The 15,412-nt window shown below is 73.6% G+C and carries 10 protein-coding genes and 1 riboswitch; of the genes, 5 read left to right on the top strand and 5 right to left on the bottom strand.

Translation table 11 applies throughout. From position 1 onward, the window contains the following. Positions 1-208: 208 nt before the first annotated feature. Positions 209-1,363, bottom strand: coding sequence for an NlpC/P60 family protein (locus OG867_RS11505; RefSeq protein WP_406284796.1), 1,155 nt, complete (start codon positions 1,361-1,363; stop codon positions 209-211). Further along, a riboswitch (cyclic di-AMP (ydaO/yuaA leader) is annotated at positions 1,362-1,512 on the bottom strand. It overlaps the preceding gene by 2 nt. 161 nt (positions 1,513-1,673) lie before the next feature. On the opposite strand from OG867_RS11505, the gene pcrA reads away from it, so the two are divergent. Next, entirely contained in the window at positions 1,674-4,112 is a 2,439-nt protein-coding gene (pcrA, locus tag OG867_RS11500) for a DNA helicase PcrA (protein WP_406284793.1), read from the top strand. A 55-nt stretch (positions 4,113-4,167) separates the two neighbouring features. On the opposite strand, the gene OG867_RS11495 is transcribed toward pcrA, so the two are convergent. Continuing rightward, positions 4,168-5,541, bottom strand: a complete 1,374-nt coding sequence (locus tag OG867_RS11495; RefSeq protein WP_406284791.1) for a M23 family metallopeptidase — start codon at positions 5,539-5,541, stop codon at positions 4,168-4,170. 199 nt (positions 5,542-5,740) lie between these two features. Then, positions 5,741-6,592 carry an esterase/lipase family protein gene (locus OG867_RS11490; protein ID WP_406284789.1) on the bottom strand — a complete coding sequence of 284 codons (852 nt, stop codon included), beginning with the start codon at positions 6,590-6,592 and terminating at the stop codon, positions 5,741-5,743. A gap of 325 nt (positions 6,593-6,917) precedes the next feature. Between OG867_RS11490 and OG867_RS11485 the strand changes: the two genes are divergently transcribed. After that, positions 6,918-7,331 (top strand): cobalamin B12-binding domain-containing protein, encoded by a 414-nt coding sequence (locus OG867_RS11485; protein ID WP_073862686.1) that lies wholly within the window; start codon positions 6,918-6,920, stop codon positions 7,329-7,331. A gap of 111 nt (positions 7,332-7,442) precedes the next feature. On the opposite strand, the gene OG867_RS11480 is transcribed toward OG867_RS11485, so the two are convergent. Beyond that, positions 7,443-9,107 (bottom strand): DUF5691 domain-containing protein, encoded by a 1,665-nt coding sequence (locus tag OG867_RS11480; protein ID WP_406284786.1) that lies wholly within the window; start codon positions 9,105-9,107, stop codon positions 7,443-7,445. 29 nt (positions 9,108-9,136) lie between these two features. Further along, positions 9,137-10,528, bottom strand: coding sequence for an SWIM zinc finger family protein (locus OG867_RS11475; protein ID WP_406284784.1), 1,392 nt, complete (start codon positions 10,526-10,528; stop codon positions 9,137-9,139). A 127-nt stretch (positions 10,529-10,655) separates the two neighbouring features. Here OG867_RS11475 and OG867_RS11470 point away from each other — a divergent pair, with 127 nt between their 5' ends. The 3 genes from OG867_RS11470 to OG867_RS11460 are packed head-to-tail and all read left to right on the top strand — an operon-like array spanning position 10,656 to position 15,342. After that, complete coding sequence (locus OG867_RS11470) at positions 10,656-11,768, top strand: AAA family ATPase (protein WP_328901865.1); 1,113 nt, start codon at positions 10,656-10,658, stop codon at positions 11,766-11,768. Continuing rightward, entirely contained in the window at positions 11,765-14,140 is a 2,376-nt protein-coding gene (locus tag OG867_RS11465) for a DUF5682 family protein (protein WP_406284781.1), read from the top strand. The genes OG867_RS11470 and OG867_RS11465 overlap by 4 nt, the downstream gene beginning before the upstream one ends. Continuing rightward, positions 14,137-15,342 (top strand): VWA domain-containing protein, encoded by a 1,206-nt coding sequence (locus OG867_RS11460; RefSeq protein ID WP_406284779.1) that lies wholly within the window; start codon positions 14,137-14,139, stop codon positions 15,340-15,342. The genes OG867_RS11465 and OG867_RS11460 overlap by 4 nt, the downstream gene beginning before the upstream one ends. Positions 15,343-15,412: the final 70 nt, after the last annotated feature.

Below are 15,412 nucleotides of genomic sequence, written 5' to 3'. Positions count from 1 at the left end.
GCCACAGAATCAGGCAAAAAGTGCATTCATCATTCAAGCGGCCCGTAGGCCCCACCCTGCCCGGAGCGGTCCGGGGCGAGGGTTCTCACACCCCGTGAACGCGCTGACCCTGGCGAACATCTTCATCGCCACGCTCTGGACCTGAGCGGCGGTACGGGCCTGAGCGGCGGTACGGGGCCGGCCCGCGCGGACCGGCCCTCTTCCCCGGTCAGGCGGGGCGCACACTCCCGTAGATCGGCATGTAGTAGATCGACTCCTCGCGCACGTTCGCCCCGGGCTTCGGCGCGTGGATCATCATCCCGTCGCCCTTGTAGATCCCGACGTGGCTGATGTCGTCGTAGAAGAAGACCAGGTCGCCGGGTTGCAGATCGGCCGTCGCGATCCGCGTACCGACGTTCACCTGGTCCCAGGTGGTACGCGGGATGTCGACACCCGCCGCCTTCCAGGCCGCCTGCGTCAGCCCCGAGCAGTCGTACGAGGCGGGGCCGGTCGCCCCCCAGACGTACGGCTTGCCGATCTGGGCGCGGGCGAACGCGAGGACCTTCTCCGCCTTCGTTGAGGCGCTGCTCCCGGAGCCGGTGTCCGAGCCGGAACCCGAGCCCGTCTCCGTACCGCTGCTCCCCGACTCCTTGGCCTTCTGCTCGGCTTCCTTCCGGGCGGCGGCCTGCTTCTTCGCCAGCTCGGCGGCCTTCCGCTTGGCCTCCGCCTCCTTCTTGCGCTCCAGCTCCGCCAGCCGCGCCTTCTCCTCGGCGGTCAGCTTCGACAGCAGCGTCCGGGCCTCGGTCAGCTTCGTCTGGACGTTCTGCTTGCTGGTGCGCAGCGTGGCCTGCGACTCGGTCAGCGTCTCCAGGCTCTCCACGGCCTGGGCCCGCTGCTTGGACACCTTCGCCTGCTGCGTACGGAAGTTCGCGACCGCCTGCTGCTGGCGCTCGGCCATCCGGTCCATGAGGTGGGTCTGGTCGAAGAACGACTGCGGGTCGTCGGCCAGGAAGAAGGTTGCGGTCGGTGCGAGGCCGCCGTTGCGGTACTGGGCGGCGGCGTAGTTGCCCAGCGTCCTGCGGGCGTCGTTCACCTTCTCGGTGCGCTTGGCCACGTCGTCCAGGAGCGTGTCGACCTTGGACTTCTGCTGGTCCGTGGCCTCCTTGGCCTGGTTGTACTTCTGAGTCGCGGTGCCGGCCTGCCGGTAGAGGTCGTCCACCTTCTTCTGGACTTCCTCGATGCTCGGCTTCGGCGCGGGCGCCGCCATCGCGCTCTGGGAGGACAGCAGGGTCACCGAGGCCAGCGCGGCCGAGGTCAGCCCGACGGCCGGGGCGGTGGAGCGCATCCGGGTGCGCGGTTTGCGATGCGACGCCAAGGCCGGCATCTCCTTCCGTGGACCGCCTACCGGGTTAGCTGTCGGGTTCGGGCGGAACGGAAGGCTGCCCTACGGTCCGGTGGGGAAGGACCGATTCACCCCGGTGCTGCGTGTGGGTCCCCGGTTCCGGGCGGGCCCGGATTCGGCGTGGCGGCACGCTCGGCGTAGGTCGCCTCTGGGGGTACGGGCCGTCCGAACGTGCACGCTAGCCAACGCATGGGGCCGCTGGGAAGGTTGGTGTGCGATATGCCCGATACATTTCCGTGACCTTTTCGGAGCGGGGCCGGGTGTCAGTGGAGAGCTTTAGACTCGGACAGCGATGAGCAGCCTCTTTGACGACAGTTTCCTGGCCGGCCTCCAGCAGGAGGAGGACGCGGCCCCGCCGCCCCCCGAGGACCCCGCACCCGAAGCGGTGCCGGAGGACCTGTTCGCGGGCGTGTTCGACGGGCCCCCGCCACCCCGCGACGCGTACTACCGCGACGGCGCGCACCGCCCCGTCCTCGACCCCGAGGCGCTGCTCGACGGGCTGAACACCGAGCAGCGCGCCGCCGTCGTGCACGCCGGGTCGCCCCTGCTCATCGTCGCGGGCGCCGGCTCCGGCAAGACCAGGGTGCTCACCCACCGCATCGCCCACCTGCTGGCCGAGCGGGGCGTCCACCCCGGCCAGATCCTGGCGATCACCTTCACCAACAAGGCCGCCGGCGAGATGAAGGAGCGCGTCGAGCAGCTGGTCGGGCCCCGGGCCAACGCGATGTGGGTCATGACCTTCCACAGCGCCTGCGTCCGCATCCTGCGCCGCGAGTCCAAGAGGCTCGGCTTCACGTCCTCGTTCTCGATCTACGACGCCGCCGACTCCAAGCGGCTCATGGCCCTGGTCTGCCGCGATCTGGAGCTGGACCCGAAGCGCTACCCGCCGAAGTCCTTCACCGCCAAGGTCTCCAACCTCAAGAACGAGCTCATCGACGAGGAGACCTTCGCCGGGCAGGCCGCCGACGGCTTCGAGAAGACCCTGGCCCAGGCGTACGCGATGTACCAGGCCCGGCTGCGCGAGGCCAACGCGCTGGACTTCGACGACATCATCATGACGACGGTCCATCTGCTCCAGGCGTTCCCCGACGTCGCCGAGCACTACCGCCGCCGCTTCCGGCACGTCCTCGTGGACGAGTACCAGGACACCAACCACGCCCAGTACACGCTGGTACGCGAGCTGGTCGGCCCGGCCGGTCCGGAGAACGCGCCCGCCGAGCTCTGCGTCGTGGGTGACGCGGACCAGTCGATCTACGCCTTCCGGGGCGCGACCATCCGCAACATCCTCCAGTTCGAGGAGGACTACCCGGACGCGACGACGATCCTGCTGGAGCAGAACTACCGCTCCACCCAGACGATCCTGTCCGCCGCCAACGCGGTCATCGAGCGCAACGAGAGCCGCCGCCCCAAGAACCTCTGGACCAACGCCGGCACCGGTGCCCGCATCGCGGGCTACGTCGCGGACACCGAGCACGACGAGGCGCAGTTCGTTGCCGAGGAGATCGACCGCCTCACCGACGCGGGCGACGCGAAGGCCGGAGACGTCGCCGTCTTCTACCGGACGAACGCGCAGTCCCGTGTCTTCGAGGAGATCTTCATCCGCGTCGGCCTGCCCTACAAGGTCGTCGGCGGTGTCCGCTTCTACGAGCGCAAGGAGGTCCGGGACGTCCTGGCCTACCTGCGGGTCCTCGCCAACCCCGAGGACACCGTCCCGCTCCGCCGCATCCTCAACGTGCCCAAGCGCGGCATCGGCGACCGCGCCGAGGCCATGATCGACGCGCTCTCGCTGCGCGAGAAGACCACCTTCCCGCAGGCGCTGCGCCGCGTGGACGAGGCGTACGGCATGGCCGCCCGCTCCGCCAACGCCGTCAAGCGGTTCAACACGCTGATGGAGGAGCTGCGCACGGTCGTCGAGTCCGGTGCCGGTCCCGCCGTGGTGCTGGAAGCGGTCCTGGAGCGTACGGGCTATCTCGCCGAGCTCCAGGCGTCCACCGACCCGCAGGACGAGACCCGCATCGAGAACCTCCAGGAGCTCGCCGCCGTCGCCCTCGAATTCGAGCAGGACCGGGGCGAGGAGGAGGGTGCGGGCACGCTCGCGGAGTTCCTGGAGAAGGTCGCGCTCGTCGCCGACTCCGACCAGATCCCCGACGAGGACACCGACGGCTCCGGCGTCATCACGCTGATGACCCTGCACACCGCGAAGGGCCTCGAATTCCCGGTCGTCTTCCTGACCGGCATGGAGGACGGCGTCTTCCCGCACATGCGGGCGCTCGGCCAGGTCAAGGAGCTGGAGGAGGAGCGCCGCCTCGCGTACGTCGGCATCACCCGCGCCCGCGAGCGGCTGTATCTGACCCGGGCCGCCATGCGCAGTGCCTGGGGCCAGCCCTCGTACAACCCGCCGTCGCGGTTCCTGGAGGAGATCCCGGACCAGCACCTGGAGTGGAAGCGGAAGGGCCCGATGGCCGCCCCGGCGGGCCCCACCTCGGGCATCACCTCGTCGCTCTCCGCCTCCCGCGCCCGCTCCGGCCCCTCCGGCTTCGCGACCCGGCGGACCTCGGACAAGCCGACGATCACGCTGGTGGCGGGCGACCGGGTCACGCACGACCAGTTCGGCCTGGGCACGGTGACGGCGGTCGAGGGCGTCGGTGACCAGGCGAAGGTCACGGTCGACTTCGGCGACGACCGCCCCAAGAAGCTGCTCCTGCGGTACGCCCCGGTGCAGAAGCTCTGAAACGAGCGGCGGCCGGAGCCCCCGAGGCCCCGGCCGCCGTAGTCGTTCGTCCCGCTCAGGTCGGGTTGATCCCGTGGCCGCGCAGCCACGGCAGCGGGTCGATCGCCGCGCCGCCGCCCGGCCGCACCTCGAAGTGCATGTGCGGGCCGGTCGAGTTCCCGGAGCTCCCGGAGTACGCGATGACGTCACCGGCCTTGACCGGGCCCGAGCGGACGCGGGTGCTGCTGAGGTGGCAGTACCAGGTCTCCGTGCCGTCGGCCATGGTCACGATGGCCATGTTGCCGTAGGCGCTGTTGTACTGCGTACGGACCGTGCCGTCGGTCGCCGCCATCACCGGGGTGCCGTACTGGACGGGGAAGTCGATGCCCGTGTGCACGGACATCCAGTTGACGCCCGCCTGCCCGAAGTAGGCGCTCAGCCCGTGCTGCTTGACCGGCATCACGAACTTGGGGCGCAGGGCCTCCTTGCGGGCGGCCTCCGCCTCGCGCCTCTTCTTCTCGGCGGCCTGCCGCTCCTTCAGGTCGATGCGTTCCTGGGTGCGGCTGGCGCGGTCCGCGAAGTTCTCGGCGTCGGCGCTGAGGTTGGCGAGCTGGGTGTCCAGCTCGTTGTTGGCCGCGACCGGCTTGACCGTGCCGGGGTCGGCGGCGGCCATGGTGGTGGTCGCGTCCTTCTTCGTCTCGTCCCCGCCCATCCCGCCCACGGAGGCGGCGGCGATCCCGGCCACGCTCATCACGCAGGCGGAGGGAACGGCGACGGTGAGGAGTGCGGAGCGCTTCGCTGGGGAACGCCTGCGGCTGCGGTTGCCTCGGCGGGGCTCGGCGGGGGCGAGATCGGGGTGCGGCTCGGCGGCCTCGTCCGGCTCGACGCCGTCGGTGGCGCGGCGGTGGGGCTCGTACGGGTCGTAGTCGCCGTTCTCGTACGACTCGTACGTCTCCGGGGGCTCCGGCTGTTCGGCTTCGTTCGAGGCGGCCGGGCTTTGCACATTTTGCTCTTCGTACCCGGGCGTGGCGCCGGTGTTCCAGGCGGTGGCGTCGTACACGCCGGTGTCGTACGTCCCCGTGCCGTCCGAGGGCCACGCGGGGGCGGCGGCGGTCCAGGTGGTGGTGTCCCACTGGCCGGAGTCGTAGCCCTCCGCCGGCAGCCAGGTCGTCGTGGTGTCGTACTGCGGGTACTGCGGGTACTGCTGGGCCTGGTAGCCGGGGTGCGCGCCCGTGTCCCACTGGGGGGTGTCGTACGCGCCGCCGTAGCCGGTCTCACCGCCGGTGTACGGGATGCCGTAGCCCTGCGAGGTGTCGTACGAGGCGTCATGGGCGCCGTCGTAGGTGACGCCGGTGCCGGGGAGGGAGCCGAAGAGCGGGTCCGTCTCGAAGCTGCCTGTGGAGTAGCCGTCGTATCCGGCATACCCGGCGTGGGGGTGCTGGTCGTTCACCAACTTCTCTCTCGCCTCGGCAGCAGGACCAGGTTCCGGGGGTGTGGGGTACCCCGGGAGAACTGGCGGCGACTGTACCCGGCGGTATCCGCCATCGACAATCTTCGACGGCGCCGGAGGGCACGGGAAATCGGGCAATCGGCCGTCTTTCGGCGGCGCCCGCACAGAGCCTTGGCTCTATGTTCGAAGTTTGTTCGGTTTAGGCGGCGGGGGTGGTGCGGGTGGTCCCGGGGGTGGTCCCGGGGGCCTCCTGGACCGGTTCCGCTTCGTCCAGTGCCTGCCGCACGGCCGCCGCCACGGCCGGGTGCACCGGCAGCGCGAGGTGGCCGATGCCGGTGACGCGTACGTTGACCGCGTCCAGGTCCGGGTGGTCGACGCAGGCCGCCTCGGCGGGGACGATCACCCGGTCGAGTTCGCTCCAGAAGCTGACGAACCGGGTACGGCAGCCGGGCGCGGGGAGCCGCAACTCCTCGACGGGGGGCGAGCCCTGGCGCATCTGCCGCACGATGGGCAGCGCCCCGGCCAGTGGGGCGACGGCGGTCCCGGAGTGCGGGGTGCCCAGCGTGACGAGGGTCCGCACCCGGCGGTCACCGGCCAGCCGCTGTACGTAATAGCGGGCGATGAGGCCGCCCAGGCTGTGGCCCACGATGTCCACCCGGTGGTGGCCGGTGCGGGCGCAGATCTCCTCGATGTGCCGGTCCAGCAGCTCGGCGGCCGTACGGATGTCGCTGGTCAGCGGGGAGTAGTTGAGCGACTCCAGACGGCGCCAGCCGTGCCGAGCCAGGGAGCGGCGCAGCAGGACGAAGACGGAGCGGTTGTCGATGAAACCGTGAAGAAAGACGACGGGTGGCCGGTCGGTGCCCTCGGCGGGCGGAATGTCGGCGCGGGCGGGCTCGGCGCCCTCGTCCGCCGGGGCGCGGCCGGGGTGGCGTTCACCGGCGATCCCGGTCGGATACATCAGGGCGTGCCCGGCGAGCACGAAGAGCTCCAGCGCGGTCGCTCTCAGCAGTGCGGTCGGCGGGGCGGGGAACGGCAGGCTGGGGGTCTTCATGGTCGGCCTCCTGCTCCGGACGGGCGCCACCCGGCGGAGGCCCGGGCGGAGCGCCGTGTCGGAGGCGGCCCGCGCGGACGGAGGCCCGTACCACCGTGCCGTGCGGCTGACGGCGCGGTGATACGGCGACCCGGTGCGGCTCCCCGGGCGCCGGCCCCACCCGGCGAAGCCGCCGGGGGTCCAGGGGTCGGTACCCGTGAACAATGTCCCAGGTGTGATTTCCCCCTCCCGGCCCACCGCGAAACGGCGGCTTGCGGGATGCTGTGGATAACGTTCGTTCACATCCCCGGCCCTTCAGGCACGGGAGACGCATGTGGAGGCAGTGATGGGTGTGACCGGTCCGATCCGTGTGGTGGTGGCGAAGCCGGGCCTCGACGGCCATGACCGCGGGGCGAAGGTGATCGCGCGGGCGCTGCGCGACGCGGGTATGGAGGTCATCTACACCGGCCTGCACCAGACGCCCGAGCAGATCGTGGACACGGCGATCCAGGAGGACGCCGACGCGATCGGCCTCTCGATCCTCTCCGGCGCGCACAACACGCTCTTCGCCAAGGTGATCGAACTCCTGAAGGACCGCGACGCGGCGGACATCAAGGTCTTCGGCGGCGGCATCATCCCGGAGGACGACATCGCCCCCCTGAAGGACCAGGGCGTCGCGGAGATCTTCACCCCGGGCGCGACGACGACGGCGATCGTCGACTGGGTCAACGCGAACGTCCGCCACCCGGCGGAGGCGTAGGGCGGCGGAGGCGCCGGGGGCGCCGGCGCCCCCGGGCAGGCCGGGCCGCGCGGGCGGTCCGTGTCGGCTCCGTGCCCGGGCGGAGCCGGTGCGGGCGCCCGGGGCGCGGGGTCACCGCACCGGGGCCCCCGACAGCTCGCTGTCCATCGTGGCGCGCAGGCGCAGCGTGGAGACCAGGCGCTGGAACGCCTCCGTCCAGTAGCCGTTCGCACCGGGGGAGGCGTCCGCGGGTTCGGCCGGGGTGGTGGTCAGGACCTCCAGGCGGGCCGCCTCGGCCGGGTCGAGGCAGCGTTCGGCCAGGCCCATGACGCCGCTGAAGCTCCACGGATAGCTGCCCGCGTCCCTCGCGATGTCGAGCGCGTCGACCACGGCCCGGCCGAGCGGCGGCGCCCACGGGACCGGGCAGACCCCCAGCAGCTGGAACGCCTCCGACAAGCCGTGCGCGGCGACGAAATCCGCCACCCGGACGGCCCGTTCCGCCGGAGGCAGCACCGCCAGGAGCTTCGCCCGCTCGGCGAGCGACGCCGTACCGGGTCCGTTCGACGGGGGCGTCGACGGCGGACCCAGCAGCGCCCGCGCCCACGCGGCATCGCGCTGCCGCACGGCCGCCCGGCACCAGGCCGCGTGCAGCTCCTCACCCCAGCCGTCCGCCACGGGCAGGCCCACGATCTCCGCCGCGCCGCGCCCGCCGAACCGCCCCGGCCAGACGGAGAGCGGGGCCGCCTCCACCAACTGGCCCAGCCACCACGACCGTTCGCCCCGGCCGGAGGGCGGGAGCGGCGCCACCCCGTCGCGCTGCATCGCCTCGTCGCACTCGTGCGGCGCCTCCACCGCGACGAACGGCTCGTCACCGGTGAGCCCCGGGCTCACACAGGACAGCGCCCGGTCCGCCATCCGCCGGGCCAGCGCCGAACCGGGCAGCGCCGACAACAACTCGGCCGCCGTCGCCCGGACATTGCGGCTGCGGTCCGCGAGCGCCCGCTCAAGGAACTCCTCGTCACCGGCGGACAGCCCGGTGCGCAGCGAGTCCACGAACATCAGCCGGTCCTCGGCCCGTTCCGTCTTCCACGTGGTGGCCAGCAGCGCGCGGGCCGCCTCCGCGTCCCGCGCCCGTACCGCCCCGAGCAGCGCGATCCGCTCCGCGAACAGGCCCTCCTCCCACAGCCGGCGCACCGCCTCCGCGTCGTCCGTCGAGGGGAGCAGCGCGCTGCCGGACGCGCCGCGCAGCGCGAACTTCCACTCCGCGTTGAGACCGGCCAGCCACAGGCCGCGCGGCCCGGCGAACTCCAGGGTCTGCGGGCGCAGATCGGTACGGGCCCGGGCCGCGTCCAGCAGCGCGGGCAGCGCGGAGTCCGGTGCCCGGTAGCCGTGCAGGTTGGCGGTGGCCAGCCACTGCGGGATCAGCTCCGTCAGGTCGGGGGCCGCGCCCCGCCTGCCGCCGGAGCCCGCCGCCCGGTCCGCCAGGAGCTGGGCCAGCCGGCCGCGGGCCGCTTCCGGCAGGGGCGGCCGGGGATCGTCGGGCGCCACGGCGGGGCGCGGGGACGCGGCGGCGGGCAGCAGTCCCGCCCGCCGCCGCACGGTGCGCAGCGCGGCGGCGTCCAGCAGCGCGGCGGCCGCGCCGTCCGGGCCGGTGCCGGACGCGCCCTCCGGCGGCCGGCGGTCCGTGCCGAGCAGGGCCGAGGTGACCAGCTCCTCCCACGGCACGGAGGCGAGCGCGTCGGACGCGGTGGCCGCGCCCGCTGTCGGGGTGGCGGCAGGTGTGGTCGTACGGGACATCGCCCCTCCTTCGGAGCCGGACTACGGGGTCAGATGAGCGTGACGGTCTCGATGGGGGCACCCGTCCCGCCCGCGGGCCACGCCGCCAGCGGGTCGAAGCCCCGGTGGCCGCACTCGCCGAAGACCGTGAGCGGGGCGCCTCCCGAGACCGCGACGAGCTTCCAGAGCGAGGAGCGGTTCAGCGCGGCGGGGGTCACGGGCAGGGCCTCCCGGCCCGCCGCGTCCACCAGCTGCCAGCCGTCCGGGGACAGCACCGGTATGACGTCGCGCAGGGTCACCGGCCGGGACTCCGCCCACGGGTCGTCGCCCAGGGCCCGTCCGTACGCGGCGATCGCCTCGGAGACCGTGACACCCGGCGGAGGCGTCACGGCGGGCTCGGGGACGCCGAAGCGCTCGCCCAGCTCGGCCCGGAGCTGCCCGGACCCCGGATGGGGCGTCAGCCCGGCGTCGATCGTGACGCCCACGGGCAGCGCCTGGGCGGGGGAGCGGCCCGCCGCCCCGAAGGACAGCAGCAGCGCCGTGCGCCCCGACTCCTCCCCGTACAGCCAGATGCGGCGGGTGACGATCTTGCCCTCAGGCGTGTCGTACTGGGCGAGGACCAGCCAGCGGTCGCGGACCGGCGGGCCCTCCGGGGAGGCCGGCAGCCCCACCCGGGTGCGGACCGTGGCCGCGAGCGCGGGCGGCAGCCGCTCGCGGCCCAGCCAGGCCGAGTCCAGCAGATGGAGCAGCGCGCACTCCTCCAGGAGCCGCACCGGCCAGCCCGGACCGGACGCCGGGACGGCGCCCAGCTCCCGCACCCGGCCCGCGAGACCGGGCGCCTGCGCGTCGACCATGCGGGCCGCCGTCTCCTCCCACAGCCCGTACCCCGCCTGCTCGGCCGCCGCGAGACCACCCCGCAGCAGGTCGGTCAGTCGCTGCTCCAACTCCCGTGCGCCGCCCCCGATCCGCTCGGCGCGCTTCTCCGCCCGCTTGCGCGCGGCCTCCGGATCGGCGGGACCCGCCGCACCCTCACCCCCGGCGGGCCGCGCCTTCGCCTGCGCACGGGCGCGGCGGCCGGTCAGCCACTCCTCGGCCCAGTCCGGCGGCGACCCGGCGGGCACCGCCGCCTCGTCGGCGGCGTGGAGCAGCAGCAGCCCCAGCGCGTGCTTGCACGGGAACTTCCGGCTGGGGCAACTGCACGTGTACGCGGGACCGGTGGTGTCGGCCACCGTCCGGTACGGCTTGCTCCCACTGCCCTTGCACAACCCCCACACCGCACCCGTCCCGTCCCACCCGGTGTCCGACCAGGAGCCGGCCGCACCGAGCTTGTTCCCCGCCTTGCGTGAGGCGTCGTCAGGAGCCAGGGCCAGTACCTGCTCCACCGTCCGGCGCGCGGCCGAGGCAGCGGCGCCCAAGGGTTCTCCCCCGTCAGTCAGCAGCATGCCAACGACGTTAGGCCGCCCCACTGACAATCGCCCTGACCTGCGCAAAGGCCGATTGTCAGTGCCATGGTGCACGGTGGAACCACATCCGGCCGACCGACTTGGCGACCGATCCGGAGGGGGATCCATGACCGTGTCCGAAACCACCCAGGCGAGTACAGGCGAGGTACTGCGCCCGCATGCCGAGGACGCCTTCGCCGACGAGCTGAAGGCGCTCGCGGCGGCCGACGACCGCCCCAGGCCCGAGCGTTGGCGTCTGTCGCCCTGGGCCGTCGCGACGTACCTGCTCGGCGGCACCCTGCCCGACGGCACCGTCATCACACCCAAGTACGTGGGCCCGCGCCGCCTGGTCGAGGTCGCCGTCACCACGCTCGCCACCGACCGGGCGCTGCTGCTCCTCGGTGTCCCCGGCACCGCCAAGACCTGGGTCTCCGAGCACCTGGCCGCCGCTGTCAGCGGTGACTCGACGCTGCTCGTCCAGGGCACGGCGGGCACCCCGGAAGAGGCCGTCCGCTACGGGTGGAACTACGCGCAGCTGCTCGCCAACGGCCCCAGCCGCGACGCGCTCGTGCCCAGCCCGCTGATGCGCGCCATGTCCCAGGGCATGACCGCCCGCATCGAGGAACTGACCCGCATCCCCGCCGATGTGCAGGACTCGCTGATCACGATCCTCTCCGAGAAGACCCTCCCCCTGCCCGAGCTGGGCCAGGAGGTCCAGGCGGTGCGCGGGTTCAACGTCATCGCGACCGCCAACGACCGGGACCGGGGCGTCAACGAGCTGTCCAGCGCGCTGCGCCGCCGGTTCAACACCGTGGTCCTGCCGCTGCCCGCCACCCCGGAGGCGGAGGTCGAGATCGTGTCCCGCCGCGTCGACCAGGTCGGCCGCTCGCTCGACCTGCCGCCCGCACCCGACGGCCTCGCCGAGATCCGCCGCGTCGTCACGGTCTTCCGTGAACTGCGCGACGGCGTCACCACCGACGGCCGCACCAAGCTCAAGTCCCCCTCGGGGACGCTCTCCACGGCCGAGGCCATCTCCGTCGTCACCAACGGCCTCGCGCTCGCCGCCCACTTCGGGGACGGCGAGCTCCGCCCCGGGGACGTCGCGGCCGGCATCCTCGGCGCGGTCGTCCGCGACCCGGCGGCGGACCGGGTGATCTGGCAGGAGTACCTGGAGACCGTGGTGCGCGAGCGGGACGGCTGGAAGGACTTCTACCGCGCCTGCCGGGAGGCGTCCGTATGACCGGCACCCGCGCTGCGGGGCCGCTGCTGCTGGGGGTGCGGCACCACGGCCCCGGCTCGGCCCGCGCCGTCCGCGCCGCCCTCGACACGGCGAACCCCCGGGCGGTCCTCATCGAGGGCCCGCCCGAGGGCGACGCGCTGCTGCCGCTCGCGGCCGACGAGGAGATGCGGCCCCCGGTCGCCCTGCTCGCCCACGCGGTGGACGACCCCGGCCGGGCCGCCTTCTGGCCGTTCGCCGAGTTCTCCCCCGAGTGGGTCGCGATCCGCTGGGCCCTGGCCCGGGACGTGCCCGTCCGCTTCATCGACCTGCCCGCCGCGCACTCGCTGGCCATGGAGGCCGACGAAGCCTCCCAGGAGGAGCCGGACGCACGGCCCGTCCCCGTCGACCCGATCCGGGTGCTCGCCGAGACCGCCGGGTACGACGACCCCGAGCGCTGGTGGGAGGACGTGGTCGAGCACCGCGTCCCCGGCAGCGGTGAGGCGGCCGGACCGCTCGCCGCCTTCGCCGCGCTCGGCGAGGCGATGACCGCGCTCCGCGAGGCGTACGGGGACGGCGGCCATCCCCGGGACGCGGTGCGCGAGGCGTACATGCGCATCCAGCTCCGTACGGCAGCCAAGGAGTTCGGCGACGCGTTCGCCGTGGTCTGCGGCGCCTGGCACGTCCCCGCCCTGCGTACGCGGACGACGCTCACCGCCGACCGGGCGCTGCTCAAGGGCCTGCCCAAGGCCAAGGCCGAACTGACCTGGGTGCCCTGGACCCACCGCAGGCTCGCCCGGCACAGCGGATACGGCGCGGGCATCGAGTCGCCCGGCTGGTACGAGCACCTCTTCGCCGCCCCGGACCGCCCCATCGAGCGGTGGATGACGAAGGTCGCCGGACTCCTGCGCGACGAGGACCGGTTCGTCTCGTCCGCCCATGCCATCGAGGCCGTCCGGCTCGCCGAGACGCTCGCCGCGATGCGCGGCCGACCGCTCGCCGGGCTGAGCGAGACGACCGACGCGATCCGGGCCGTCATGGGCGAGGGCTCCGACGTGCCCCTCGCGCTCGTCCACGACCGCCTCGTCGTCGGCACCACGCTCGGCGAGGTCCCCGACACCGCCCCCGCCGTCCCCCTCCAGCGCGACCTGACCCGGCTGCAGCGCACCCTGCGGCTCAAGCCGGAGGCCGACGAGCGGGAGATCGAGCTCGACCTCCGCAAGGACACCGACGCCTCCCGCAGCCGCCTGCTGCACCGGATCCGCCTCCTCGGCATCGCCTGGGGCGAACCGGCCACGGGCCGGGGGAGCACCGGCACCTTCCGGGAGAGCTGGCGGCTGAGCTGGGAGCCCGAGCTGTATGTGCGCGTCGCCGAGGCGGGCGTCTGGGGCACCACCGTGCTCTCCGCCGCCACCGCCCGCGCCGAGTCGGACGCCCTGGCCGCCACCGCGCTCGCCCAGGTCACCGCGCTGGCCGAGCACTGCCTGCTCGCCGACCTGCCGGACGCCCTGCCGGTCGTGATGCGGGCCCTCGCCGACCGCGCCGCGCTCGACACCGACGTCGGCCATCTCGCGGACGCCCTCCCGGCCCTGGCCCGCACCCTGCGCTACGGAGACGTCCGCGCCACGGACACCACCGCGCTCGGCGAGGTCGCGGCCGGCCTCGCCGAACGGATCTGCGTCGGCCTGCCCCCTGCCTGCACCGGGCTCGACGCCGACGGGGCCGAGGCGCTGCGCCGCCAGGTGGACGGCGTCCACACCGCGATCGGGCTGCTCGCCGGAGCCGTCCCTTCGAGCGCGGACGGGCTGCGGGCGCGGTGGCGCGCGGTGCTGCACAAGCTCACCGTCCGGGACACGGTCGCGGGCGTCATCCGGGGCCGGGCCGCCCGCCTGCTCCTGGACGACGGCCACCTCGACCAGGACGCCGCCGCCCGGCTGATGGGCCTCGCCCTCTCCCCGGGCACCCCGCCGGCCGACGCCGCCGCGTGGATCGAGGGCTTCGTCGGCGGGGCGGCGGGCGGCGGCATGCTCCTCGTCCACGACGAACGGCTGCTCGCCCTGGTCGACTCCTGGCTCACCGGAGTCCCCGCCGACACCTTCACCGACGTGCTGCCCCTGTTGCGGCGCACCTTCTCCGCGTACGAACCGGGCGTCCGGCGCACCCTGGGCGACCTCGTCCGGCGCGGCCCGGCCCCCGCCGGGGCGACCGGGGCCGGCTCCCCGTCGGGGGCGGGCGCGACGGCCCCGGGCTTCGGGCCGGTCCTGGACGCGGCCCGCGCGGACGCGGTGGTCCCGGTCCTGCGCCTGCTCCTCGGCCTGGACGAGCGCCCCGCGACGCCCACGGCACCCGGCACCCCCGCCCACCACGACGACCCGCACCTGGGGGAGACGGCATGACGACCACGGACACCGCCCACGACGAGCGGCTGCGGCGCTGGCGCCTGGTGCTGGGCGCCGACAGCGAGGAGAGCACCGGCCGCGGGCTCACCGGCCGCGACGCCGCGATGGACCAGGCGCTCACGGCGCTCTACGAGAGCGGGGGACGGCCCGGCGGCCGGGGCGGCGGCGGGCGCTCGGCCGGACTCGGCGGCTCCGCGCCCTCCGTGGCCCGCTGGCTCGGTGACATCCGGACGTACTTCCCCAGCTCCGTCGTCCAGGTCATGCAGCGCGACGCGATCGACCGCCTCGGACTCTCCGCGCTCCTGCTCGAACCGGAGATGCTGGAGGCCGTCGAGGCCGACGTCCACCTCGTCGGCACGCTGCTCTCGCTCAACAAGGCCATGCCCGAGACGACGAAGGAGACCGCCCGGGCCGTGGTCCGCAAGGTGGTCGAGCAGCTGGAGAAGCGGCTCACCACCCGCACCCGGGCCACGCTCACCGGCGCGCTCGACCGGTCCGCGAAGGTCACCCGGCCCCGCCACCACGACATCGACTGGAACCGCACCATCCGGGCCAACCTCAAGAACTACCTGGAGCTGCCCGGCCGGGACGGCGCCGGCACGATCGTCCCCGAACGGCTCATCGGCTACGGCCGGGCCGCCCAGTCCGTGAAGAAGGACGTCATCCTCTGCATCGACCAGTCGGGCTCGATGGCCGCCTCCGTGGTCTACGCGTCCGTGTTCGGCGCGGTGCTCGCCTCGATGCGCTCCCTCCGGACCCGGCTGGTCGTCTTCGACACCGCGGTGGTCGACCTCACCGACCAGCTGGACGACCCCGTGGACGTCCTGTTCGGCACCCAGCTCGGCGGCGGCACCGACATCAACCGCGCCCTGGCCTACTGCCAGTCCCGGATCACCCGGCCGGCCGACACCGTCGTCGTGCTCATCAGCGACCTGTACGAGGGCGGCATCCGCAACGAGATGCTGAAGCGGGTCGCCGCGATGAAGGCGTCGGGGGTGCAGTTCGTGACGCTGCTCGCGCTCTCCGACGAGGGCGCCCCCGCCTACGACCGCGATCACGCGGCGGCGCTGGCCGCCCTCGGCGCCCCCGCCTTCGCCTGTACGCCGGACCTCTTCCCGGACGTCATGGCCGCCGCGATCGAGAAGCGCCCCCTGCCGGTCCCGGACCCGGAGAACGCCCCCACCAGTGGGATTCTGTGACCGTAATCACCGCCCAGGTGTGATCTGCGATTTAGGGTCACACCGGCCTCGGGGATAACCTGCGAGATGG

Origin of the sequence: Streptomyces sp. NBC_00209 (assembly GCF_045206345.1) — a bacterium.
Classification (GTDB): domain Bacteria; phylum Actinomycetota; class Actinomycetes; order Streptomycetales; family Streptomycetaceae; genus Streptomyces.
This window is presented reverse-complemented; position numbering and strand designations above follow the sequence as displayed.

What these genes read in the sequence shown, in the direction of transcription:
- OG867_RS11505 (WP_406284796.1), bottom strand. Translation starts at nt 1,363, where the DNA reads ATGCCGGCCTTGGCGTCGCATCGCAAACCGCGCACCCGGATGCGCTCC.
- pcrA (WP_406284793.1), top strand. Translation starts at nt 1,674, where the DNA reads ATGAGCAGCCTCTTTGACGACAGTTTCCTGGCCGGCCTCCAGCAGGAG.
- OG867_RS11490 (WP_406284789.1), bottom strand. Translation starts at nt 6,592, where the DNA reads ATGAAGACCCCCAGCCTGCCGTTCCCCGCCCCGCCGACCGCACTGCTG.
- OG867_RS11485 (WP_073862686.1), top strand. Translation starts at nt 6,918, where the DNA reads ATGGGTGTGACCGGTCCGATCCGTGTGGTGGTGGCGAAGCCGGGCCTC.
- OG867_RS11480 (WP_406284786.1), bottom strand. Translation starts at nt 9,107, where the DNA reads ATGTCCCGTACGACCACACCTGCCGCCACCCCGACAGCGGGCGCGGCC.
- OG867_RS11475 (WP_406284784.1), bottom strand. Translation starts at nt 10,528, where the DNA reads ATGCTGCTGACTGACGGGGGAGAACCCTTGGGCGCCGCTGCCTCGGCC.
- OG867_RS11470 (WP_328901865.1), top strand. Translation starts at nt 10,656, where the DNA reads ATGACCGTGTCCGAAACCACCCAGGCGAGTACAGGCGAGGTACTGCGC.
- OG867_RS11465 (WP_406284781.1), top strand. Translation starts at nt 11,765, where the DNA reads ATGACCGGCACCCGCGCTGCGGGGCCGCTGCTGCTGGGGGTGCGGCAC.
- OG867_RS11460 (WP_406284779.1), top strand. Translation starts at nt 14,137, where the DNA reads ATGACGACCACGGACACCGCCCACGACGAGCGGCTGCGGCGCTGGCGC.